The sequence below is a fragment of the Vibrio sp. 10N.247.310.98 genome (assembly GCF_041467395.1).
Lineage (GTDB): Bacteria > Pseudomonadota > Gammaproteobacteria > Enterobacterales > Vibrionaceae > Vibrio > Vibrio crassostreae_C.
Genome location: NZ_JBFSUL010000015.1, coordinates 41,304 through 63,905, shown reverse-complemented (window position 1 = coordinate 63,905; position 22,602 = coordinate 41,304). Strand labels below are relative to the sequence as shown.

16 protein-coding genes are annotated in these 22,602 nt (G+C 45.6%); 10 read left to right on the top strand and 6 right to left on the bottom strand.

Annotated elements, in window-relative coordinates:
* Positions 1 to 76: 76 nt before the first annotated feature.
* From AB6E78_RS08460 to recD, 5 genes are all read left to right on the top strand, one after another.
* Positions 77 to 1,027: a TDT family transporter gene (locus tag AB6E78_RS08460; protein ID WP_136978975.1), complete on the top strand. Its 951-nt coding sequence runs from the start codon at positions 77 to 79 to the stop codon at positions 1,025 to 1,027.
* 127 nt (positions 1,028 to 1,154) lie between these two features.
* The gene (gene recC, locus AB6E78_RS08455; RefSeq protein ID WP_372133015.1) at positions 1,155 to 4,631 is read left to right on the top strand and encodes an exodeoxyribonuclease V subunit gamma; all 3,477 of its coding nucleotides are present in this window, start codon (positions 1,155 to 1,157) and stop codon (positions 4,629 to 4,631) included.
* A 6-nt stretch (positions 4,632 to 4,637) separates the two neighbouring features.
* Complete coding sequence (locus AB6E78_RS08450; protein ID WP_198928498.1) at positions 4,638 to 4,799, top strand: hypothetical protein; 162 nt, start codon at positions 4,638 to 4,640, stop codon at positions 4,797 to 4,799.
* 241 nt (positions 4,800 to 5,040) lie between these two features.
* Positions 5,041 to 8,715 carry an exodeoxyribonuclease V subunit beta gene (gene recB, locus AB6E78_RS08445; protein WP_372133011.1) on the top strand — a complete coding sequence of 1,225 codons (3,675 nt, stop codon included), beginning with the start codon at positions 5,041 to 5,043 and terminating at the stop codon, positions 8,713 to 8,715.
* Positions 8,715 to 10,925 carry an exodeoxyribonuclease V subunit alpha gene (recD, locus tag AB6E78_RS08440; protein ID WP_372111445.1) on the top strand — a complete coding sequence of 737 codons (2,211 nt, stop codon included), beginning with the start codon at positions 8,715 to 8,717 and terminating at the stop codon, positions 10,923 to 10,925. The genes recB and recD overlap by 1 nt, the downstream gene beginning before the upstream one ends.
* 81 nt (positions 10,926 to 11,006) lie before the next feature.
* Here recD and AB6E78_RS08435 read toward each other — a convergent pair whose 3' ends face one another.
* Both AB6E78_RS08435 and argA read right to left on the bottom strand, forming a co-directional pair.
* The gene (locus AB6E78_RS08435) at positions 11,007 to 11,198 is read right to left on the bottom strand and encodes a hypothetical protein (protein WP_046224581.1); all 192 of its coding nucleotides are present in this window, start codon (positions 11,196 to 11,198) and stop codon (positions 11,007 to 11,009) included.
* Between the two features lie 283 nt (positions 11,199 to 11,481).
* Positions 11,482 to 12,819 (bottom strand): amino-acid N-acetyltransferase, encoded by a 1,338-nt coding sequence (gene argA, locus AB6E78_RS08430; protein WP_102394083.1) that lies wholly within the window; start codon positions 12,817 to 12,819, stop codon positions 11,482 to 11,484.
* A 161-nt stretch (positions 12,820 to 12,980) separates the two neighbouring features.
* Here argA and AB6E78_RS08425 point away from each other — a divergent pair, with 161 nt between their 5' ends.
* The 4 genes from AB6E78_RS08425 (at position 12,981) to csdE (ending at position 16,037) form a co-directional block, all read left to right on the top strand.
* Positions 12,981 to 13,454 carry a DUF2850 domain-containing protein gene (locus AB6E78_RS08425; RefSeq protein ID WP_017064193.1) on the top strand — a complete coding sequence of 158 codons (474 nt, stop codon included), beginning with the start codon at positions 12,981 to 12,983 and terminating at the stop codon, positions 13,452 to 13,454.
* A gap of 81 nt (positions 13,455 to 13,535) precedes the next feature.
* Positions 13,536 to 14,648, top strand: coding sequence for a murein transglycosylase A (gene mltA, locus AB6E78_RS08420; protein WP_017064192.1), 1,113 nt, complete (start codon positions 13,536 to 13,538; stop codon positions 14,646 to 14,648).
* Between the two features lie 113 nt (positions 14,649 to 14,761).
* Positions 14,762 to 15,571, top strand: a complete 810-nt coding sequence (gene tcdA / locus AB6E78_RS08415; RefSeq protein WP_017065783.1) for a tRNA cyclic N6-threonylcarbamoyladenosine(37) synthase TcdA — start codon at positions 14,762 to 14,764, stop codon at positions 15,569 to 15,571.
* Positions 15,572 to 15,608: 37 nt separating this feature from the next.
* Positions 15,609 to 16,037: a cysteine desulfurase sulfur acceptor subunit CsdE gene (csdE, locus tag AB6E78_RS08410; RefSeq protein ID WP_372126772.1), complete on the top strand. Its 429-nt coding sequence runs from the start codon at positions 15,609 to 15,611 to the stop codon at positions 16,035 to 16,037.
* 69 nt (positions 16,038 to 16,106) lie between these two features.
* On the opposite strand, the gene csdA is transcribed toward csdE, so the two are convergent.
* From csdA to AB6E78_RS08395, 3 genes are all read right to left on the bottom strand, one after another.
* Positions 16,107 to 17,318: a cysteine desulfurase CsdA gene (gene csdA, locus AB6E78_RS08405; protein WP_372126774.1), complete on the bottom strand. Its 1,212-nt coding sequence runs from the start codon at positions 17,316 to 17,318 to the stop codon at positions 16,107 to 16,109.
* A 59-nt stretch (positions 17,319 to 17,377) separates the two neighbouring features.
* A complete protein-coding gene (gene panE / locus AB6E78_RS08400) occupies positions 17,378 to 18,298 on the bottom strand; it encodes a 2-dehydropantoate 2-reductase (RefSeq protein ID WP_372133007.1) in 921 nt (306 codons plus the stop codon).
* Between the two features lie 111 nt (positions 18,299 to 18,409).
* Complete coding sequence (locus AB6E78_RS08395; RefSeq protein WP_372133004.1) at positions 18,410 to 19,225, bottom strand: outer membrane protein OmpK; 816 nt, start codon at positions 19,223 to 19,225, stop codon at positions 18,410 to 18,412.
* 585 nt (positions 19,226 to 19,810) lie between these two features.
* Here AB6E78_RS08395 and AB6E78_RS08390 point away from each other — a divergent pair.
* Entirely contained in the window at positions 19,811 to 21,157 is a 1,347-nt protein-coding gene (locus AB6E78_RS08390; RefSeq protein WP_372133001.1) for a DUF4397 domain-containing protein, read from the top strand.
* 66 nt (positions 21,158 to 21,223) lie between these two features.
* Here AB6E78_RS08390 and AB6E78_RS08385 read toward each other — a convergent pair whose 3' ends face one another.
* Entirely contained in the window at positions 21,224 to 22,582 is a 1,359-nt protein-coding gene (locus AB6E78_RS08385; protein ID WP_017059905.1) for an AmpG family muropeptide MFS transporter, read from the bottom strand.
* Positions 22,583 to 22,602 lie beyond the last annotated feature (20 nt).

The following is a 22,602-nucleotide window of genomic DNA, read 5'->3' as shown; positions in this document are numbered from 1 at the left end:
GTTTAGTGAATTAGGTTTAAGAGAGGCTGACATGATTCAACGTATTAAATATAGATTAACAGGAGCTCCAACACCCATGGCAGGGTTAGCACTCGCAATTGCAAGCTTAGGCTGGTGTTGGGATGGTGTTCTAGTCGCACAAGGTATCTTACACACACCGGGTTTGGTGCAGTGGATCAGTGCTGGCATTGCGGCGGTATTACTTCTTGTTTTAGCTGTGAAATTTTTGATTCATGGTCACCTATTGCGTGAAGATCTTGCTCACCCTGTTGTCGGCAGTGTGGTACCAACATTTGCAATGGGGTGCATGGTGGTGTCAGCGTCTTTGGCGCCAATCTCTCAATTCTTACAAGAAGCTATGTGGTTGGCTTCTGTGGCTTTGCATGTTGTGTTTCTAATGAGCTTTTTGTACCACAGAGCTAAAAACTTTGAGATTCACCACATGGTGCCAAGCTGGTTTGTGCCACCGATCGGTATTATCGTCGCTGACGTCTCTTTCTCAGGTAATCCAGTTTTAGAGCCAGTAGCTAACGCGACTTTGGTATTCGGCTTATTGGTTTACGCAGTAATGCTACCAATCATGGTTTACCGTTTGATCTTCTCTCACGAAGTGCCAGATGCTGCAAAACCAACGATTGCGATTATGGCAGCACCGGCAAGCCTATCTTTGGCGGGTTACTTAACCGTTACTGCTAACCCTTCACCTGTGATCATTGGTTTACTATTTGGTATTGCAGTGTTGATGACGTTCATTATCTATATGGCGTTTTTCAAACTACTTCGTCTTCCATTTAGCCCTGGTTATGCAGCGTTTACCTTCCCAATCGTGATTGGTGCAACAGCGTTATTTAAATTGGCTGCGTGGATGCAAGCACAAGGTATTGAAGCGCATTACATTAACCAAGTGTTTAACCTAGCTTATTTAGAGCTGATTGTTGCGACGTTGGTGGTAGGTTATGTGGCGGTTCGTTACTACATGAACTACAAACCTCACCGTGTTCTAAGCGCGGTAGGCAGTAGATTGTAAGAAGCAATAGTTCAAAAGATAAACGGAGCTTAAGTTTTCAGTATTTCATAAGCTTATATTCCTAATCCAAACTCAGCACTTATGCTAATCTGGCTTTATATTGTGGCAAGATTAGCGTGAGTGCACTTTGTTTACTGTTTACCATTCCAATAAAGTTGATACTTTAAAAATCCTCCTCGTTCATTTAATCAAAAGTGATCCTTTAGCCAACCCTTTCGAAAAAGAGCAGATCTTGGTTCAGAGCCCAGGTATGTCTCAATGGCTTAAGATGGAACTCGCCAAAGAGTTTGGTGTAGCAGCAAATATAGACTTTCCTCTTCCAGCAACCTTCATTTGGGATATGTTTACCCAAGTGCTTCCTGATGTACCTAAACGCAGTGCTTTTAACAAGGAAGCGATGACATGGAAGCTGATGAGTTTGTTACCCGCTAAGCTTGACCACCCTGATTTTTTACCTCTACAACGCTACCTTGAAAACGACGAAGATGATTCGAAGTTGTACCAATTGGCAGAGAAAATTGCCGACATCTTCGATGGTTACTTGGTGTATCGACCGGAGTGGATGGCGATGTGGGAAGCGGGAGAGCCCGTTGCCGAGTTAATTGATGATGGGGGGCAACAAGAACATCCTTGGCAGCCAATTTTGTGGAAGACACTCTATGAGCAAACCCTGTCTCAAGGCCAATCGAAGTATCACCGTGGTAACTTGTATCACGACTTTATTGAAGCGTTAGCCAATCAACAAGGTCAGCTACAACACTTACCTAAGCGTCTGTTTGTGTTTGGTATCTCTTCGCTGCCTCCTCGTTATATGGACGCGTTGAAAGCACTTGGTGAGCAGATTGATGTTCATTTGATGTTTACCAACCCTTGCCAACATTATTGGGGCGATATTCGCGATCGTAAATACTTGGCAAGAGTTGAAGCCCAGCGTCGTAAGCAGTTTGCGTTGGTTGATGGTTTACCTCAACTAGAAGGCGAAGTATCACCACTGAAAGGTGGCATTGAAGCCAACGTTGAAGATGAACTGCATACTAGCCAAGCTGTCGGTAATAGCTTGTTGGCGTCTATGGGTAAATTGGGCAGAGATAACCTGTTTTTGCTATCTCAATCAGACAGTGAAGAGCACGAGTTCTTTATTGATGTAGAGAGAGACAGCCTGCTCCATCAATTGCAAGCCGATATTCTCCAGCTAGAAGAACATCAAGTTGATCACATCTTAGATTCCAGCAATCATAAACAGGTGGTTGAGCTTGGCGATCGTTCACTGACTGTACATGCGTGTCACAGCCCAATGCGTGAGGTGGAAGTTCTTCATGACCAGCTATTGGCGATGTTTGATGCCGACCCGACCCTGAAACCACGCGATATCATCGTGATGGTGTCTGACATTAATGCTTATAGCCCAGCGATTCAGGCGGTATTTGGTAATGCTCCGGGTGAGCGTTATATCCCTTACTCGATCTCTGATAGAACTGCAGACCAAGAAAGCCCAATTCTGACCGCTTTCATGCAATTGGTCGCGTTACCGAACACGCGTTGTCTAGCTTCTGAACTTCTAGAGCTATTAGAAATCCCAGCGATGATGGCACGCTTCGGTATTGATGAATTTCAATTTGAACAAGCTAAGCAGTGGGTTGAAGAAGCGGGTATCCGCTGGGGCGTCGATTCTTCTACGGCAACAGAGTTTGATTTGCCTGCCACCGAGCAAAATACTTGGCTATTTGGTATCCAGCGTATGTTACTGGGTTATGCGATGTCGGATTCCGCAGGTTTGTTTGAAACTGGACACTCTCCAATTGCAGTTTATAACGAAGTTCAGGGCATTAACGCCGAACTTGCTGGTAAGTTAGCGCACTTTATTGATCGTATTGCCCATTACCGTCAACGCCTTGCTGAGACGCAATCCATCGATATGTGGCGTGAAACCTTGCTGCAAATGATTGATGATTTCTTCGCCGTTGAGCTAGAAGGCGAGGTGGTGCTTAAGTCGATTCGTGATGCACTTTCTCAACTGAATGAACAGCTTGATGATGCCTTGTACGAACAAGAACTATCGCTAAGCATTATCTATCAGTACTTAAACAATAAACTGTCGGGTGCGCGTATCAGTCAGCGTTTCTTAGCGGGGCAAGTGAACTTTTGTACCCTGATGCCGATGCGTTCTATCCCGTTCAAAACTGTTTGTCTATTAGGCATGAATGACGGTGTTTACCCACGCTCAATGCCGCCGGAAGGTTTTGATTTGATGAACGGACGCACTCGTCCGGGAGATCGTTCTCGTCGTGATGATGACCGTTACCTATTCTTAGAAGCGATGTTGTCGGCGCAAGAATGTTTATACATCAGCTATGTCGGTCGTTCGATTCAAGATAATACTGAGCGAGTGCCTTCGGTATTGGTTTCTGAGTTGATTGAGTACTGCCAGCAGAACTACTGCCTAAGTGAAGACCAAGCGCTACCAAGTGATGATTCTGGTATCAAGTTGACTCAAGCAATCAGCTTTGAGCACACCATGACCCCATTTAGCCCAGCAGCCTTTACGCAAGGTGATGCAAGTCATGTATTGAGCTACGCCAAAGAATGGCTTCCTGCAGCTAACCGTTCCGGTGAGCGCAGTGGTGAATTCAATCGCGCTTTGGATGACTATTTGCTTGGTGCGAGCTATCCGTTAGAACTCGATTTGGTTGAGCTACAGCGTTTCTGGCGCTTGCCAGTGCAATACTTCTTTAATCGTCGCCTAAAGGTAGTGTTTGAGCCACCGCTTCCGGTAATGGAAGACGACGAGCCGTTCGTGCTTAATGGCTTAGAAAGCTTCCAGCTTAAAGATGCGCTGCTGCAGGTACTGTTGGATCACCCAGAAGGAGCAGATGAAGCGGTTCGCTTGTTTGTTTCTGAGCAAAAAGCCCAAGGTCGATTACCGGTTGGTGCTTTTGGTGATATCGAGTTTGAAACCAACCGTGTTCAAGCAGAAGACTTAGCCAAAGAGATTCGATTTGTAAGTGGGCAGCCACAGCAAGATCTTGAGGTAAATATTGAATTTGACGTGCTAGGTGAAGGCAAACCGGTTCGTTTGATGGGCTGGCTTACTCAAAACTATCAATCGGGTTTAGTGCGTTTTCGTAGTGGCAAAATACGCTCTCAAGATTACTTGGCCGCGTGGATCGATCACTTGTGTTGCGCAGTGATGGGCCACGGCAAAACGACTCATATTATTGGCTATGACAGAAAAGAAGGCGTGGTTCACCAAACGCTACAGCCTATTGGCGATGCGCAGCAGGCGAAGAGTTTGTTGGCGGAGTTAGTACGACTGTTCTATCAAGGTATGACTGCACCACTGCCTTACTTCCCGAAAACCGCATTGGCTGGCGTTGAAGCGGGCTTTAGCCGTGGTAAATGGGTCGATGATGAAGAGAAGTCACTTAAGAAAATGGCCGATACTTTTAATGACAGCTTCGCTTTCACTGGCGAGGGGCGAGATACCTACATCTCGCGTATTTGGCCTAAATGGGACGATGAGCTGGCTGCTGAGTCGCGTATGTATTCAACGCTTGTGTTACAGGCGGCAAGGTTGGCGGCGGCTGATCTGGAAGATCAGGAGTAAGTGGCAGTGATCGACAAGATCAGTAGCGTTTGCGCTGAATTATTGAATGATGAAAGAGAGTCGCTGGTCAGCATTTGGGATGCTTGCTTTCCTGGTGAAGGGAATCAAGGCGAAGAGAAGCAAGGTACAGGAAATAAAGTGGCCGCCAGTAAATCATTATTAGTGTAGGGCGTTCGCTGTACGGCCACAGGTCAGAGGGACCATTATTCTGTGGTTCAAAGTAACGCCATAAAGTACAAAACTCGTACGCGCTCCTGAACTCGTGGGCGCATAGTAGCGAGGCGATCCGAATTGATCCGTGAGAGAGATCGCACTAACTATTAACAAATCAGCGTAGGACGTAAATTGAATGACGTTTTCCACGCTAGGTCACATTTGTAACAACATATTTATCAGAAGGCAGTAAGGCATGACGACCACAAGCAGTGTTCAGGTAATTGCTCCACAGACACTCAATACCATGACGTTTCCACTTCATGGCGCGCGTTTAATTGAAGCATCGGCGGGTACTGGTAAAACATTTACTATCGCTGGCTTGTACTTACGCTTACTGCTCGGACACGGCACGGCAGCACCAACAGGAGAGCTTACAGAAGCTACCCGACACCATGAGCCACTAACTGTAGACCAAATTCTGGTGGTGACCTTTACCGAAGCGGCAACCGCAGAGCTGCGAGACCGTATCCGTGCGCGAATCCATGATGCTCGCATAGCGTTTGCTCGTGGGCAAAGTGATGACCCAGTGATTGCTCCTTTGCTACAAGCCATCGATGATCATGCTGGCGCGGCTAAAACTCTGCTTAACGCTGAAAGACAAATGGATGAGGCTGCGGTATACACCATTCACGGTTTCTGTCAGCGAATGTTGACTCAAAATGCTTTTGAGTCTGGAAGCCGCTTTGATAACGAATTTGTGACCGATGAAAGCCACCTAAAAGCACAAGTAGTTGCTGACTATTGGCGTAAACAGTTTTACCCGCTGCCCATTCAACTGGCTGGTGAGGTTCGTAATATCTGGGGTTCACCGGCTGCATTATTAGCAGACGTAAATCGTTATCTGACAGGATCTCCGCTGAAATTGACGGTAGATGCGATGTCGGGCGACTTGCAAACTCTGCACAACCAAAACCTAGATAAAGTGAAGCAACTTAAAGCGCTGTGGTGTGAATCCGAAGCGGACTTTTTGGCTTTGATCTCTGCTTCGGATGTGAACAAGCGTAGCTACACTAAGAAATCTCTGCCGACATGGTTAGAAGCTGTGACAGCATGGGCGCAGAGCGACACTCATGATTACCAGTTTCCAGATAAACTAGAGAAGTTCTCACAAGCAACGTTAATTGAAAAAACACCAAAAGGCGTCGCACCTCAGCATGCCGTTTTCGAAGCGATTGAAGATTTCTTAAATCACCCAGCCGACTTGAAAGCTCCATTGCTGGCACATGCGATTACCCATTGTCGAACTATGCTAGCAAAGGCGAAACAGCAAAAGCAGTGGTTATCATTTGATGATTTGTTGACTCAGTTATCTGCGTCGATTGATGTCGATGAGCAGTCCTTGCTGGTGGAAAGAATTCGCACACTCTACCCAGTTGCAATGATCGATGAATTCCAAGATACCGATCCGCTGCAATACAGTATTTTTAGCCGAATCTATCTCGATAATCCGCAGTGCGGCTTGTTTATGATCGGTGACCCGAAGCAGGCTATTTATGGCTTTCGTGGCGCAGATATCTTTACCTATATCAAGGCGAGAAACCAAGTTAGTGCTCACTACACCTTAGGCACTAACTGGCGTTCAAGTGCCGATATGGTCAGCGCAGTAAACCAAGTTTTTATGAACTCGGATAGCCCGTTTATCTACGATCAAGACATTCCATTCTTGCCCGTTGCTGCCAGTCCATCGGCCGACAAACGCCAATGGGTAATGAACGGAGAAACTCAGCACGCACTCACCTTTTGGCTGCAAGAGGCTGAAGATAAGCCGTTACCAAAGGGCGAATATCACAAGGCAATGGCAGAGGCGACGGCGAGTCAAATTCAAACCATTCTGACCGCTTCTCAAAACCAGCAAGCCTATTTTGATAACGGCAAAAAACAACATGCCGTGAATGCGGGTGATATTGCTGTCTTGGTTCGAACCGGCAGTGAAGGTCGCCTGATCAAAAATGCGCTGTCTGAACAAGGCATTGCGAGTGTGTATTTGTCGAACCGAGACAGTGTGTTTACCAGCTTAGTCGCACAAGATATTCAACGCTTGCTACAAGCTGTGCTGACACCTGAAAACGATCGAGCATTACGCGCCAGTTTAGCGTCGGAGTTGTTTGCTCTGGATGCCGCATCATTGGATGAACTCAACAACGATGAAGTGGTGTGGGAAAACGTCGTTAACGAGTTTAGAGAATATCGTAAGTTGTGGCTTCAGCGCGGCGTGTTGCCAATGCTTCGCAGCGTGATCAGTAAACGACATCTCGCGGAACGCTTACTGGAAGAAGAAAATGGTGAGCGCTCACTCACTGATTTAATGCACATTGGCGAATTGTTGCAACAAGCAAGACAAGAACTCGACAGTGACTATGGCTTGTTGCGTTGGCTGGCTGAAGCAATCTCAGATGCACAAAATGGTTTAGGTGGCAGTGACGACGACATTCAACGTCTTGAATCAGAAAGAAACTTGGTTCAAATCGTTACCATTCATAAATCGAAAGGCTTGGAATATGACTTAGTATTTTTGCCGTTCGTTGCAAGCTATCGTGAAGCGAGTGAAGGTAAGTTCTACGACCATGATTCAGACACCACAGTACTCGATATTACTGGCAGCGACAGTGCCTTAGCGCAAGCCGATAAAGAACGACTAGCGGAAGATTTGCGCCTGGTTTATGTAGCGCTGACTCGTGCGGTTTATGGCTGTTTTATTGGTATAGCGCCACTGCGTAAAGGGCGTTCAACCAAAGAACCGACAGGCGTGCATTTGAGTGCGATGGGCTACTTGGTTCAAAACGGACAAGAGCAGGGTATTGCCGAATTGCATCAAGCTCTAACGGCAATTGAAGGCAAAAATTCAAGTGTGCTGTTAGCCGAAACACCAACCGCTCATGAACAGGTGTTTGTACAAACAGAGCAAGTGAGTGACGACTTACATGCTAATGAACTCAAGGCTTCAATTGACCGAGCTTGGCGTATCACCAGTTACTCGGGGCTTGTCAAACAGGGCAGTCACGGTGCGAGTCATGACGCGACCATTGAGGTGTCTGGTTTTGATATTGACTCGGCTGATGAGCAGGATGAGTCTGAGTTGATTGAGCCTGAACGCTCTATCTTTACGTTCCCTCGTGGTGCTCGCCCAGGTACTTTCTTACACACCTTGTTTGAGGAGGTTGAATTTACCGAGCCAGCAACCAGTGAACATAACACGCAAGTAATCACTCACTTATTAGAATCAGAGCAATATGAATTAGAGTGGCTACCTGTGCTTCAGCAACTGGTCGATACAGTGCTGAACACCGCATTAGACGGCAAGAACTTAAAGCTAAGCGAGAAAGACTCGACGCAACGTTTAGTTGAGATGGAATTCTTACTGCCGATCGAAGTATTGGCTGCATCTGAACTGAATCAAACCATTCAATATCACGATCCATTGTCAGCCAAAGCGGGCGATCTAGGTTTCCAAACCGTGCAAGGTATGTTGAAAGGCTTCATCGATTTGGTGTTTGAGCACCAAGGTAAATACTATGTACTCGACTGGAAATCGAATCACTTAGGAGATGATGTTGCTGTCTACCATGGCGAGGCATTGAAATCGGCGATGGCCGACCATCGCTATGATTTGCAATATCAAATCTATGCATTGGCGTTGCACCGTTTCTTACGCAGCCGCGTTGCCAATTACAGCTACGAACAACATTTTGGTGGCGTGTACTACTTGTTCTTACGAGGAATGGACGGCCAATCTCAGCAAGGTATTTTCTCGGCGAAACCAACACTGGTTTTACTTGATGAAATGGATCAATTGATTGACGGTAAAGTGATAGACAGACGTTCGGCACAATTGAATGACGATGAAACTGGACAGATGGGGCTTTTATAATGACAACAACGACCACTAATACCGGCATAGATACTGCGAACACAGCAAAGCCAGTTTCACTTATTCCTGAGCAACTGATGGATGTACTCCAGTTTCTTGCGGATAAGGGTTCTATTCGTCAGTTGGATTATCAATTTGCCCGTTTTCTTGCTCAGCAAGCCACGAGCTACCCTCAAGAGATCGGCTTTCTCGCGGGGGTAGTGAGCCATGAATTAGGCAAAGGACACATTTGTACTCAGCTTATACAGCAGCATACGACAGGCCCTGAACTAGCGGCAGATCTTGCTCAGTTACTTGGGTTATACGGTGAAACTGCACTGCAATTGAACCAAAAACTGTTGGGTATTGATTGGGTGGCTGTGCTTCAATCATCAAACTTAGTGGGAACGACCAACGATTGTGTTAAGCCTCTAATGTTCGATGGGCAGCGTGTCTATTTACAGCGTTATTGGAACTACGAAGTTGTGTTGGCTGAGACCTTAAACCGTTTAAGTAAGCCGGTAGAGTTCAATACTGAGCAGAAAAAAGCGCTGACTGAAACGCTCAATCTGCTTTTTGCACGTAGCTATCATTTTCTGTTTAACGCCTTAGCCAAGGCTGAAGCAAGCCAACAAACGTCTCAGGTATTACGTCAACAATTGGTGTGTGACCATCTTGATATTGTGAATGAGCAGGCTTTAGATTGGGGATCAATCGACCAAGCGATTGTACAAGCTAAGCAGGTAACGGACTTAGATGTGTTGGACGACTTGGTGCCGTTATCGGCATGTTTGAACTGGCAAAAAGTGGCAGCCGCGGTGGCGCTGAGTCGTCGCTTTGCGGTGATTTCCGGTGGGCCGGGTACCGGTAAAACGACCACAGTAACCAAATTACTGTCGGCGATGATCGAGCAATCGCTCAGCCAAGGTAAAACGCCAACGATTAAGCTAGTGGCACCAACGGGTAAAGCGGCGGCGCGTTTAACCGAGTCGATTGGTAAAGCGATTGAGCAGCTGCCATTAGCGCCTGAAGTGAAGGCCAACATACCAACTGAATCGAGCACGTTACATCGATTACTCGGCGCGATTCCTAACCGTGCTGAGTTTAGACATAACCGACGCAATCCACTCCACCTTGATATCTTGGTAGTGGATGAAGCTTCAATGGTTGATCTGTCGATGATGTATAAGCTGGTGGATGCACTTCCTGAGCACGCAAGGCTCATCTTATTGGGTGATAAAGACCAACTCGCTTCAGTAGAGGCAGGTGCTGTGCTCGGTGATATCTGTTCATTCAACTCTGCAGGGTACAGCACAGCGCAAGGCAATTTGATTGCAGAGATGACAGGTTTTGATGCGATAGCTAAACCAAGACAAGACAAAGCTGGAGCGGTGAATCCGCCTGCGATTGCGGATAGCTTGTGTATGCTGCAGAAGAGTTATCGTTTCGATGCGCGCTCCGGTATCGGTCAGCTGGCAAAAGCAATCAATAATGGTTCTGCGAATCAAGTAGACCAAGTGTTTGCCAAAGATTTTGGCGATATCGAAAACCACCCTCTGTCGAGTGACAGCTATAACCTGATGCTGCGTACTTTGGTTAACGAGTATGGTGCGTACCTCAATAGAATGAATGTGCCGTTGGAAGAGTTAGAAACTCAAGAAGCGAGAGCGAAATCGGTACTCGATTTGTTCAGCCAATGCCGACTGTTGTGTTCCATTCGTGAAGGGGATTTTGGTGTTAAAGGCCTCAACCACAGAATTGAAAGAGCACTGGCCGCAAGGCGTTTGGTGAGCCCTCATAATGATGAGCTGTGGTATCACGGACGTCCTGTTATGGTGACGCGAAATGATCATGGCTTGGGTTTGTACAATGGTGATATTGGTATCTGTATGCTTGAGGCGGGTTCTAGTCAACCTGACTTAACCCCTCGTTTGAAGGTCTATTTTGAGTTGCCCGATGGCAGCGTAAAAGCTGTGCTACCAAGCCGAGTGCCCGATCATGAAACGGCTTATGCAATGACAATACACAAATCTCAGGGTAGTGAATTTGATCTGACCTTAATGATCTTGCCGCCAGATTTCAGCCCTATTTTAACGCGGGAGCTTATCTATACAGGTATTACACGTGCGAAGAAACGACTGATGATGTTCAGCGATACAAATGTGTTGAAGCGTGGGATTAAGGTGAAAACAGAGCGAGTGAGTGGTTTAGGCAGTCGCTTAACGAATTAGTCGTTATGGACGGCTAGAGAAGGTTTTGAACTTAGGGCTAGATAAACACAAAGCAACCATCCTTGGTTGCTTTGAGCGTTATTAGGAATCAGAGCCTAAAAACGCTCGAGTAAACGATATGTGGTTTATCTTGTACTTTGCTTGGCAATTCAAAATAAACTCTTTTAGATTCTCGCTAACAGGGAACACGCAGTGTACGTCTAGCCCTTCTAAGAATTGGTTATCAGCCATATCCCAAAAACTTTGCAGCGAGTTACAAACAATGGTTCTCATATCAATATTGCTCTTTTTGCTGTTTATATTAACGAGCAGAGCTAATGTTAGCGTGCTGGCCGTCAACGGGTATAGCAATCCGTGCAGTGACCACCTCAATGAGTTCGACATGACTATCGAGATGGCAATTCCAATAAAAACATTTGTTAAGATTATTAAAGCGTCTAAATTCTATACAATTATACGTGTGAGTGAAAGTGCATAGTTAATAAATCTCATATAGAAAACGATTACATTTGCAATTATTTTTCTGTCGAAGTGAGATTGTGCTCCAAAACTTTATTTATACGTTGAGCGCCAAGATCTTTGAGTTTCTCTGATAGTTGTATAACCCTTGTTTTTCCATCGGTAATTCATCAACCGCTATCTCGTAAAAACCCTGTTCACGGAACCAGTGAAGGCTGTGCGTAGTAAGGACAAAAATCTGGTCGATATCACGAGATTTTGATTGGTGACGCATGTAATCCAGTAATATTTGCCCGCGGTTGCCATCACGATAATCAGGATGAATAGCCACGCACGCCATCTCCGCCATATGATCTTCCGGATACGCATATAGTGCAGCGCAACCAATAATCAGTCCGTCTTTTTCGATAATCGTAAAGCGGTGAATCTCTTGTTCCAATTGTTCTCTTGAGCGACGAACGAGAATGCCTTGTTCTTCCAAAGGACGAATAAGGTCAAATATGCCACCAATATCGTCAATCTGAGCTTGTCTTACTTGCTCGGCACTAGCCATGACCACTTGGGTTCCAATACCGTCAAAAGAGAACAACTCTTGGATTAATGCGCCATCTACCTTGTAGCTGATTAGATGACAACGAGGCACACCAGCTCGACAAGCGGAGATCGCTCCTTTCAAGAAGCGCAGTGTTCCTGTGCTCATGTCTTCGGCAGGATTTTGAGATTCCGTTAATCGTTCCAGAATTTGCTTGGCATCTTTAGGGAAGAGTTCGGCGAGCACGTTACCGCGTTCATCTGTTACCCCTTGTTCGGAGCAGAAGCCAATCAGCTTGTCGGCCTTTAGACGAATAGCAACTTGGGTAGCGACCTCTTCAGAAAGTAGGTTAAAGCTTTCGCCTGTCACGGAGCTGGCAATAGGGCCAAGCAGTACAATTGAACCTTGGTCAAGCGTGCGATTGATCCCTTCGATATCGATTCGACGAATACGCCCGCTGTGGCAATAATCCGTACCGTCATCCACGCCAAGCGGTTGAGCCGTAATGAAGTTGCCACTCATAACATTGAGTTGAGTGCCTGCCATCGGCGTGTTGTTTAAGCTCATTGAGAGGCGTGCGGTGATGGCAAGTTGAAGCTGTCCAGCAGCCTGCATAGCGACGCCCAAAGAATATTCATCAGTGACCCTAATATTCTTGTGATAAGGCGTATGGCAATCTTGCTTGGCAAGCAATTGGTTGATCTGCGGTCTTGCCCCGTGAACGAGAACAATCTTTACTCCAAGGCTGTGGAGCAAGGCTATATCACTAATAATGTTACCAAAGTTCCTGTCGGCAACGGCTTCGCCTCCCAGCATAATGACCATGGTTTTGCCACGGTGAGCATTTACGTAAGGGGTTGATTGTCTGAAACCTTTTACTAGCGCTGTACTTCTTAATTTCACAGAACAAGTCCATTTTGTTTATTTATTCGATAATTTAGCATTTAAATTCAAATGTAAACAACACCTTTTTGGAATAAAGCGCAAACTATTCTTATCTAGGCTTCAATATATAAACTGTCTCAGTGTAGAATGCGCATAGCATCCTTATGAGTAGTCACCGAATGCAACAAGCTCCAGCAACAAAGAACAAAATCGATGAGATAACCAAAGGTCTCTACAGCGAAGCTGATCAGCGCAATCAATCTAAGTTGAAGCGTAAGATCATTGAACGTTGTTTAATGGTTCTAGCCTTAGTGGGTTCGTTTGCGGTGGTTTCTTTGTTCGGCGATGTGCTTTCCCGAGTGCAAAATGCGGCGACGCCCGACAATCTGATATACGGCACTTGGATAGAGCAAGATGTTGCACATTATGCGACCGATGAGTTTGTTCTGAATGCTAATGGTGTGTCAGTTCGTGGGTCTGTTGTTTCGACGAGCTTTGACTTTGATGGAAACTACTTTGAATACAAGGCGGGTGATAAAACCTATCGCTTCCGCATGACCAATTCTGACAATACAGAAATGGTGCTCGATTCTGACAGTCACTACAATCCCATCTTCCGCCTTAAGGGCCATATCGATAACTCCGTCCGATAGGTTATCTTCTTGTAAACTCTTACAATCTAAGATTGTGTTATCTGACTGTTTTTGTCATCCTCGATGCATAGAATTTTTAGGATGACTCTTGTGATTAAAAAATGGCTTCCCCTTGTCGCTGCCTCTTTGTTATTTGGCTGTGCTCAACCCACTGATCTTGCTCAGCAACACCTTGATGACGAATTTCCTCGCACCTTGAATAAGGTCGATCAGGTTGAATCCAATAAACCAAGAGACTACACCGCATTTGCAGAACAAGCTGAGATGGTGGTTTCTAAATCCCCTTCGATGGCTAAAATCTATGAGCCGCTTTATCAACAACTCAATGAGTGGGCGATGTTGAGTGGAGATCCAAGCGAGCTAGCGAATTTTGGCGTTCAAACCGCTCAACTAGGTGGTGGTGATAAACAAGGCAATGTTTTGTTCACGGGCTACTTTTCTCCTGTGATGGAGCTGCGCCACGAAGCGAATGAAGAATATCGTTACCCTGTTTACGGGCTTCCTGAGTGTGGTAAAGAGTGTCCAACACGCCAAGAGATTTACAACGGCGCACTAGAAGGTCAGGGCCTTGAGTTAGGTTACTCAGCAAACCGTATCGACCCATTTATGATGGAAGTACAGGGCAGTGGATTTGTACACTTCGGTGATGATGACACGCTGCAGTATTTCGCCTACGCGGGTAAGAACAATAAAGCTTATGTGAGCATTGGCCGTGTTCTGATTGAACGAGGCTTAGTTCCACGCGAAAAAATGTCGCTAAAAGCAATCAAAGAGTGGGTATTGGCAAACGATCCTGAAGTGGTCAAAGAGCTGCTTGAGCAAAACCCATCTTTCGTGTTTTTTGAAGCGAGAGACGACCTATCTGTGATGGGTAGCGCGGGCATTCCTCTATTACCTATGGCGGCGGTTGCGGGCGATCGCTCTATCTTGCCTATGGGGACGCCGATTCTTGCTGAGGTTCCACTACTGAATGCTGATGGTACTTGGAGCGGCGCTCATCAACTAAGACTGCTATTGGTTTTGGATACGGGCGGCGCGGTTAAGCAAAACCATTTGGACCTTTACCACGGCATGGGCCCTCGAGCGGGTACAGAAGCGGGCCATTACAAGCATTTTGGTCGTGTGTGGAAGCTCGGTTTAGATGGCAGCGCAACTGAAGCGCCTTGGGCTTTGCCTCCTGAAAAGGTTGAGTAAGCTACAATAAAATAGGGCATTGAAAGCGAATCGCTAATCCCCTAGACTTTTTATTCAAGAGTGCGTATAAAACGCACTCTTTTCTTTTTCTCAGAAATAAATTGGCGGCAACAATGCGTGAACTGACCACTCCAGCTTCAGAAAACTATGACCAACGATTTGGTGGCACCCGTCGCCTATATGGCAATAGTGAAGTCGACATACTTAGAGCAGCACACGTGTGTGTGATCGGTATTGGCGGTGTAGGTTCATGGGCGGTTGAAGCGCTTGCTCGTACTGGTTTAGGTGAGCTGACTTTGATCGATATGGATGATGTGTGTGTGACCAACATCAACCGTCAGATCCACGCAATGTCGGGTAACGTTGGTAAAAGCAAAATTGAAGTGATGGCAGAGCGCGTTAAGCTGATTAACCCTGAGTGTAAAGTTAACTTGGTTGACGACTTCATCGGCCCAGACAATCAGGCTGAATACCTATCGAAAGAGTTCGACTTTGTGTTAGATGCGATTGATAGCATGAAAGCTAAGGCTTCACTGTTGGCATATTGTCGTAGCAACAAAATTAAGGTGATCACCACTGGTGGTGCGGGTGGTCAAATCGATCCGACTCAAATCAAAGTGGCTGATCTGACGAAGACGATTCAAGATCCGCTCGCGAAGAAGCTAAAAGATACCCTTCGTCGTCATCATAATTTCCCTAAGAATCCAGCACGTAAGTTTGGTATCGATTGTGTGTTCTCAACTGAACAGCTGAAATACCCTCAAGCTGACGGCAGTGTCTGTGCTGCGAAAGCGACAGCAGAAGGTCCAAAACGTATGGATTGTGCGACGGGTTTTGGTGCGGCAACAGTTGTAACGGCGACGTTTGGTTTTGTAGCTGTTTCGCGTATCGTTGAAAAGCTGATTCAAAAGCACGCTAAGTAACGTCTTTTACTCAATTAACAATCGACTGGATATTAAAATGACCACATTCCCAAGCTCTCCATTCGGCACTGAAATTACCAGTGATGATATCGTCGCGAAGATGCAGACATTCAGCGGCTGGGAAGACCGTTATCGCCAAGTGATTCAATGGGGTAAGAAACTGCCAACGATGCCTGATGAACTGAAAAGTGAGCAGGTGATTGTCTCTGGCTGTGAAAGCCAAGTGTGGTTGGTTTCTCAAAATATCGACGGTGTTTGGCACTTTTATGCTGATTCTGATGCTCGTATTGTGCGCGGTCTGATTGCATTAGTGATGGCTGCGTATGATGGAAAAACATCAGAGCAGGTTCAAGCGTTCGATATTGATGGTTACTTTGAACAAATCGGTCTAATTACCCACCTTAGCCCATCTCGCGGTAATGGATTAAAAGCGATTGTTGCTCAAATCCAAGAGCTAAGTGCTTAATATCTCCTTGATACACAGAAGCAAAAAGGGTTGACGTTAAACGCCAACCCTAAGTAATTTCGCTACTCCCTAAAGCATATCAACGGCTTTTTCTATTGCCGCGATGAGTTTTTCAACATCCTCCATGGTGTTGTAAATACCAAATGAAATTCGAACCGTTCCTTTCACATTAAGTGCATCCATTAATGGGTGAGCACAATGATGTCCTGCACGTACTGCGATACCTTGCTGATCCAGTAGAGTCGCTATATCTTGATGGTGAACACCATCCATCACAAAAGTAATCACACTTGCGTTAGGTTGATACCCTAAAATCTGAATGTCATCCAGTTTACTGAGCGCAAGATAAGTCTCGTGTTGTAGTTGGTGGATATGATTTTCGACATCTTGTTGTACAAAACCACTTAACCATTCTATTGCGGTGCTTAATGCTATGGCCCCTGCCACATTTGGCGTGCCCGCTTCGAATTTGCCAGGCAGTTCTGAAAAAGTAGTGCCAGAGAAAGAGACGCGCTCGACCATTTTGCCACCGCCATGCCAAGGTGGCATCGCTTTGAGCAATTCAAGCTTGCCGTAAAGCACACCGATACCCGCAGGGGCATAGAGCTTGTGACCTGAGAAAACGTAGAAATCTGCACCTAAAGCAGCAACATCAACTGACTCATGAACGATGCCTTGCGCACCATCGACCACAACAATCGCATTCATCTTGTGTGCTTTTTCTATGACGGCTTCAATCGGCTGACGAGAACCCGTCACGTTGGTTATCTGAGCTAATGCAACAATCTTGGTTCGTTCATTTAAAAGCGTATCAAACGCGACTAGGTCAAATTCACAATCCGATGTCATCGGTACTTTAACGACTTTAGCCCCGGTTTGTTCTGCCACAATTTGCCAAGGCACGATGTTGGCGTGATGCTCCATTTCGCTGACTAAGATCTCATCGCCGGGCTTAAGGGTGCTTCTGGCGTAGGTTTGAGCGATAAGATTAAGCGCTTCGGTAGCACCGCGAGTCCAGATGATCTCTTTTGAAGACGAAGCACCAATAAACTGGGCGACCTTGTCTCTAGCGGCTTCAAATTGACTGGTAGCATGGGCAGTTAAGCTATGGCTACCACGGTGCACATTGGCATTCTGCTTCGAGTAATATTGGCTAATGGCATCAATAACCACCTGAGGCTTCTGTGTCGTCGCCGCGCTGTCTAAGTAAATCAACGGTTGTTGATTGATGGTTTGGGATAGCGCAGGAAACTGCTCTCGGATGTGATTGATATCAAACATCTGTTCTTACCTAAATCTTGAAAGTGGGTGCTAGCATTATGCTGAGCGGTCTTGTTATTTTATCGCGACTTGTTAAGCGTTGCTGACGAATATTCATGATCCCAGCGCTTTTCTTGCTCTTTGACTTGAGCAAACAGCTTTTGGTTAACAGGAACTTCTATCTGATGTTTAAGCGCTGTTTTTATTAGGTGTCCAGTGATGAAGTCGATCTCTGTCTTGCGTTGGTAAAACATATCCTGCTTCATGGATGAGTTGTTCTGCGCTGTGGCTTGGATGACCTGCTTGACACTTGCTTCTAATCCGTCGAATGAACAAGCGATCTCTTCGGCCTGCATAACTTGTGTGAGCTCTTCAACGATAGAACTTAAAATACCCTCAAACCTTTGGTCTGCAAGTTCACCATTCTTGATTTGTTCCAACCCAGTAAGTGGATTGATAGCACAATTGATGGCGAGTTTAGCCCAAAGCGCGGTTTCTATTTGTGGGTTCCAACTCACAGTGGGGAGAGCATCATCCAATACATCAACCAAAAACGTGCACTGTTGACCCGTTTGGTTAAAAGCACCCAACTGGGTTTGTCCTATTCCTGTATGAGATACACTATTACGATCAGGTTTGAATGCTGCTTGGGTCGTGGTTGCCAATACTATCGGGTGAGCATTAATTTGAGTGGCAATGTTGTCGACCGCGCCCATTCCGTTATGCATGAACATGAGAATGGTGTCAGAGTCGAGATATTGAAGTAACGGAGTGGTGGCTTCTTCTACTTGCCAAGCCTTGACTGTGAAGATAACCAAATCACTCGTTGATAGCTTGTCGATATTGTTATTGCTGAAGGAAAGTGAAGTTTGCTCATCAAGTGTTAGGTCAATTGAGGTTTCAGGGGAGCGACTCAACAAAGAGACATTATGACCAGCTTGAAGTAGTTTTATCGCCCATAAAGAGCCGATAGCTCCAGGTCCAACAATAGTGATGTTCACAGCAATACCGAGATAAGAAAGTGATGCTGCAAGGATAGCTAGGCATTAAATGAAAGCAATAAAAAATGGCACCCTAGGGTGCCATTTTGGAAACTTTTCTTAGAAGTTCGATTAGAACTTGTAAGTTACTGCAACGTAGTGACCTACGCCAGAAGAATCAGCTTGTGAAGAAGCGTCCCATGGTAGGTCTGCACCATCTTTAAAGCCGTATACATCGCTGTATAGTTTCAGGCCGTAACCAACTGCAAAACGATCTGAGTGCCAGTAGATACCGTTGAACATTGCGCCGCCGTTGCTTACTTGAGCGTACTCATCTTTCATACCGAATTGGTAATCAATGTAACCTTGGTAAGAGATGAATGAACCGTTCTCGAAGAAGTAGAATGGCTTGAACCAGTTAGTCGAGATTTGGAAACCGTTCCAATCTTTTTGGTTTGAGTCGTATGTACCGTAAAGGTTTAGACCCATTTTACCGAACCATGGAACCATTACGTCAGAACCTAGACCAACTTTCTGAGTGTTAACACCACCGTTGTTACCATCCCACTCGAAAATAGTTGAAAGGTATAGTTCTTCAACTGGACCGAAAGAAAGGTCTTTACCAGTTAGGCCGTCAAGAGACATACGAGGAGCAAACTTCATGAAGATTTTGCCATCTTTGTCTGCTTTGTCGCTGCTTGAGTCTGATGTTAGGTTAAATACATCAACATAGCCGTAAAGGTCGAAGATTCCAGAGCGACCACCAAATTCCATCTCTAGGTAATCATGAGTAGATTCGTAAGGACCTTTCTCGTTGATTGCACCCATGATGTTGAACTGCATCCACTTGTAATCGTTTTTGTGGATGTCGCCGTCAGAATAATCTGCTGCCATTACTGGAGCAGAAGTCGCTGCAAGTAGGCCAAGAGTTAAAAGTGATTTACGCATAATGGAACTCTCTATGTTTAAAATAAGTAACCCGCTAATCCGTGCGTGTTTGTGTGTCCGAATGCCGAGCATCATAGCGATTTTGTTCTCAAATAAAAGTGAGACAGAGTGAAAATTGCAATTATTATTGTGAGGTTTATCACACTAATGATCTAAATGATGGAACTTTAACGCGGCAATGCATCTTGATGCACCTCTAATTCTATTGATTTTGTGAAATTGGATTATTTTGTAGATAAATTGGTGAATAACCGCTCTAAGCAAACGATTCTACTAAATAGAGTGATATGCATATCAAAATCAACAGTATTCTTTTCTAAGCGTTTTCTCTTAAAAAATGACTCATTCAAACCACCTCTTAATCTCGTCTTTGATCTATTTTTGACCAACAGCGTAGTGGAGTTGGAATCAATTGATGGACAACTCATGTGATGACTGCCTAGGGGTTTGAACCTAGCTACTTTTTGAATCACGGAGAATTAAAGACAGTTCACTGCACTAGATTTTGAAATACTTTTTAAAGATTAGTTATTGGACTAATCATTTGTGTGACGAACTGGTCTAACTTTTTTGGAGAGAAGACCGATGAAATATTCACCTATACTCGCTGTAGCGATATCAGCCCTTTTCATTGTTGGGTGTGATGATGACGATGAACCAACAACTCAACTACAAGCTGTACATGCATCGCCAGATGCGCCTTTAGCTAACGTTTTAGTCAATAGCCAGGCTCGTTGGAGCGGTGTCGATTATGCTCAGGCATCCGGATACGCCTCAGTAGATCAAGGACAGACAACTCTTCAAGTCGATGTTCAACTCCCAGGTGACGCTGTTGCTACTGTTATTTCTCCAAGCCAATTCGATTTAAGCGGTGAATTAGATTACACCGTGATGGTTGTAGGCGACGCCGATGGATTCAACAATCCTGTAGAGGCTTTGGTTGTTACTCGCCCTGCTGCAGGAACGGCAACAAGTTCAAGCCTAGATGTGCAAGTAGTACACGCGGCAACAGGTGTTGGCGATGTAAATCTGTATGTCACTGGTCCTAGTGATCCATTGGGCGCTCCGCTTGGTACTCTCGGTTATAAGGACTTTACTGACGTACTCAATATCCCAGAAGGGCAATACCGAGTGAGATTAGAAACCGTGAGCGGTAGTGCTATTGCTTTTGACTCTGGAGAAATCACTCTTTCTGGCGGTAGCGAGCTAACTATTGCAGCGGTACCAAGAGCTGACTCAAACAGTGTATCTCCGGTGAAGTTGATGGTGATGGACGGTAGTGGATCATCGTTAATATACGACATGGCAGAAACTGCCGAAGTAAGAGTCGGGCATTTGGTCGATGGCGCACCAGCTGTAGATGTATTTGTTAATTCTGCTAAGTTTGCTCCTCTTGATGGTTTAATGTTTAAAGAAATTCGCGGTTTCTTAGATTTAGCAGCAGACAGTTATGATATTGATATATACGAAACGGGAACGACGTCTCCGTCATTTATTGATGTTGATGGATTAGCTGTATTTGCTGGCATGGATTACAGCATCTATGCGGTAGGGACAGTAAGTCCACTGAATTTGGAACCTTTGGTTGTTCCTGAAAACCGTCGTCCGGTTGCGACCAGTGCGGTGTTAAACATTACCCACGCCGCTGCTAACCCAATTGCGGCATCGGTGGATATCTACTTAACAGAAAACGCGGGGATCTCTGGTAGCACTCCGGCGCTAAGTGATGTGAAATTCAGAGATTATGCGAATGGCATTTATGTTGCGGCGGGGTCTTACTTTGTGACGATTACTGTAGCGGGTCAGCCGTCAGTTGTGGCTATCGACTCTGCGCCCGCAACCTTAGCTGATGGTGTGGTGTATCAAGTCGTGGCGATTGATGATTCGATGGGTACGGGTTTTAACCTAATTGTCAGTGAAACAACAGACTAGATCTGAAGACAGAACGTAGAAGAGGGTAGATCAATGCTACCCTCTTCTTATTTGTTTTCTTTGACTCTATTCTTGGTTAGTTTTGGCTTTCTCTAATAAATCCGTGAAAAAGTGGCGTAACGAGTAGAGCATGATCAAACTTGGAATCACCATAAGTGCGGTCAGTATAAAGAAGGTTGACCAATCATTGAGGTAATCGACCAATTCACCACTAAATGAAGCCAGTGTTGTTCGACCGAAGTTACCCAAGGATGCGAGTAATGCATATTGGGTTGCAGAGAAGGCCTGCCCGGTTAATAGTGTTAAGAAAGAGACAAAAGCTACTGTTGAAAAGGCGGTAGTGAAGTTATCGACAATAATCGTTGCCAAGAACAGTGTTTCACTTGGGCCTGCTTGAGCGATCCATGCAAACATTAGATTACTGGCTGCCATGGCAACACCGCCAATCATCAGTCCGCGTACAATGCCGAATTTTACATTGAAGACGCTGCCTACCAAAGTGAAGAATATGGTTGCGCCCCAACCAATTAACTTCGAATAGTGGCCGATCTGTTCGTTACTGAAACCTATCTCTTTATAGAAGGTGATCGACATGCGACCTAGGAAGGCTTCACCTATCTTAAATAGGAATACGAACAGCAGTAGGGTGATGGCAACTTGAACTCCGTTTCGTTTGAAGAAGTCATAAAACGGTTCTAACACGGTAACACTGAACCAAGCCACGACTTTCGAACCGACAACCTTATTGTGGCGTTGCTGAGCCTGTTCTTGCAGGGCTTCGCGTTGTGTATTTGGCTCTCCGACAAAAAGAGTAAACAGCATTAGTACGACAACGACGCCTGCCATTCCGTAATACACGCCATTCCAACCGATTGAGTCTGCGTTAATAAAGGCAAGGTAGCCTGGTAGAGAATACCCCGTCCACCAACCAATTACGGCCATTGCAGAAGCTTGCGGCAGTTTTGATGCTTCGGATTTTGGGAAGGTATCAATACGAAATGCATCAATCGCGATGTCTTGCGTGGCTGAGGCAATGGCAATAGCGAGCGCCAACATTGAAGTAAACGCCAAGTTCTCTGCGGGATTGACGCCTGCGATGAATAAGGTACCGATTAAAACAATGGATTGGCAGAAAAAGATCCAACTGCGTCGCTGGCCGAGTATTGCGTGAAGCACCGGCAGTTTTACTCGGTCTACCAATGGTGCCCATAGAAAGTTAATCGCATACACGGCAAACACACTGCCAAAGTAGCCGATGGCAGCACGCGTTAAACCTGCATCTTTTAGCCAACCAGACATATTGGATCCAATAAGAACCCATGGGAAGCCACTCGAACAGCCGAGCATAAACACCCAAAGTAGGCGTTTATCTAGGTAGCTGCGGAAAGTCTGCATCCAAGAAAGAGAGGGAGTGCCTGATGACATAGGGCGTCCTTGTGTAGAAA

Excerpts from the sequence above, each read along its gene's own strand:
- AB6E78_RS08460 (WP_136978975.1), top strand. The coding sequence starts at position 77 with ATGGCAGGGTTAGCACTCGCAATTGCAAGCTTAGGCTGGTGTTGGGAT.
- recB (WP_372133011.1), top strand. The coding sequence starts at position 5,041 with ATGACGACCACAAGCAGTGTTCAGGTAATTGCTCCACAGACACTCAAT.
- recD (WP_372111445.1), top strand. The coding sequence starts at position 8,715 with ATGACAACAACGACCACTAATACCGGCATAGATACTGCGAACACAGCA.
- AB6E78_RS08435 (WP_046224581.1), bottom strand. The coding sequence starts at position 11,198 with ATGAGAACCATTGTTTGTAACTCGCTGCAAAGTTTTTGGGATATGGCT.
- AB6E78_RS08425 (WP_017064193.1), top strand. The coding sequence starts at position 12,981 with ATGCAACAAGCTCCAGCAACAAAGAACAAAATCGATGAGATAACCAAA.
- mltA (WP_017064192.1), top strand. The coding sequence starts at position 13,536 with ATGACTCTTGTGATTAAAAAATGGCTTCCCCTTGTCGCTGCCTCTTTG.
- tcdA (WP_017065783.1), top strand. The coding sequence starts at position 14,762 with ATGCGTGAACTGACCACTCCAGCTTCAGAAAACTATGACCAACGATTT.
- csdE (WP_372126772.1), top strand. The coding sequence starts at position 15,609 with ATGACCACATTCCCAAGCTCTCCATTCGGCACTGAAATTACCAGTGAT.
- csdA (WP_372126774.1), bottom strand. The coding sequence starts at position 17,318 with ATGTTTGATATCAATCACATCCGAGAGCAGTTTCCTGCGCTATCCCAA.
- AB6E78_RS08395 (WP_372133004.1), bottom strand. The coding sequence starts at position 19,225 with ATGCGTAAATCACTTTTAACTCTTGGCCTACTTGCAGCGACTTCTGCT.
- AB6E78_RS08390 (WP_372133001.1), top strand. The coding sequence starts at position 19,811 with ATGAAATATTCACCTATACTCGCTGTAGCGATATCAGCCCTTTTCATT.
- AB6E78_RS08385 (WP_017059905.1), bottom strand. The coding sequence starts at position 22,582 with ATGTCATCAGGCACTCCCTCTCTTTCTTGGATGCAGACTTTCCGCAGC.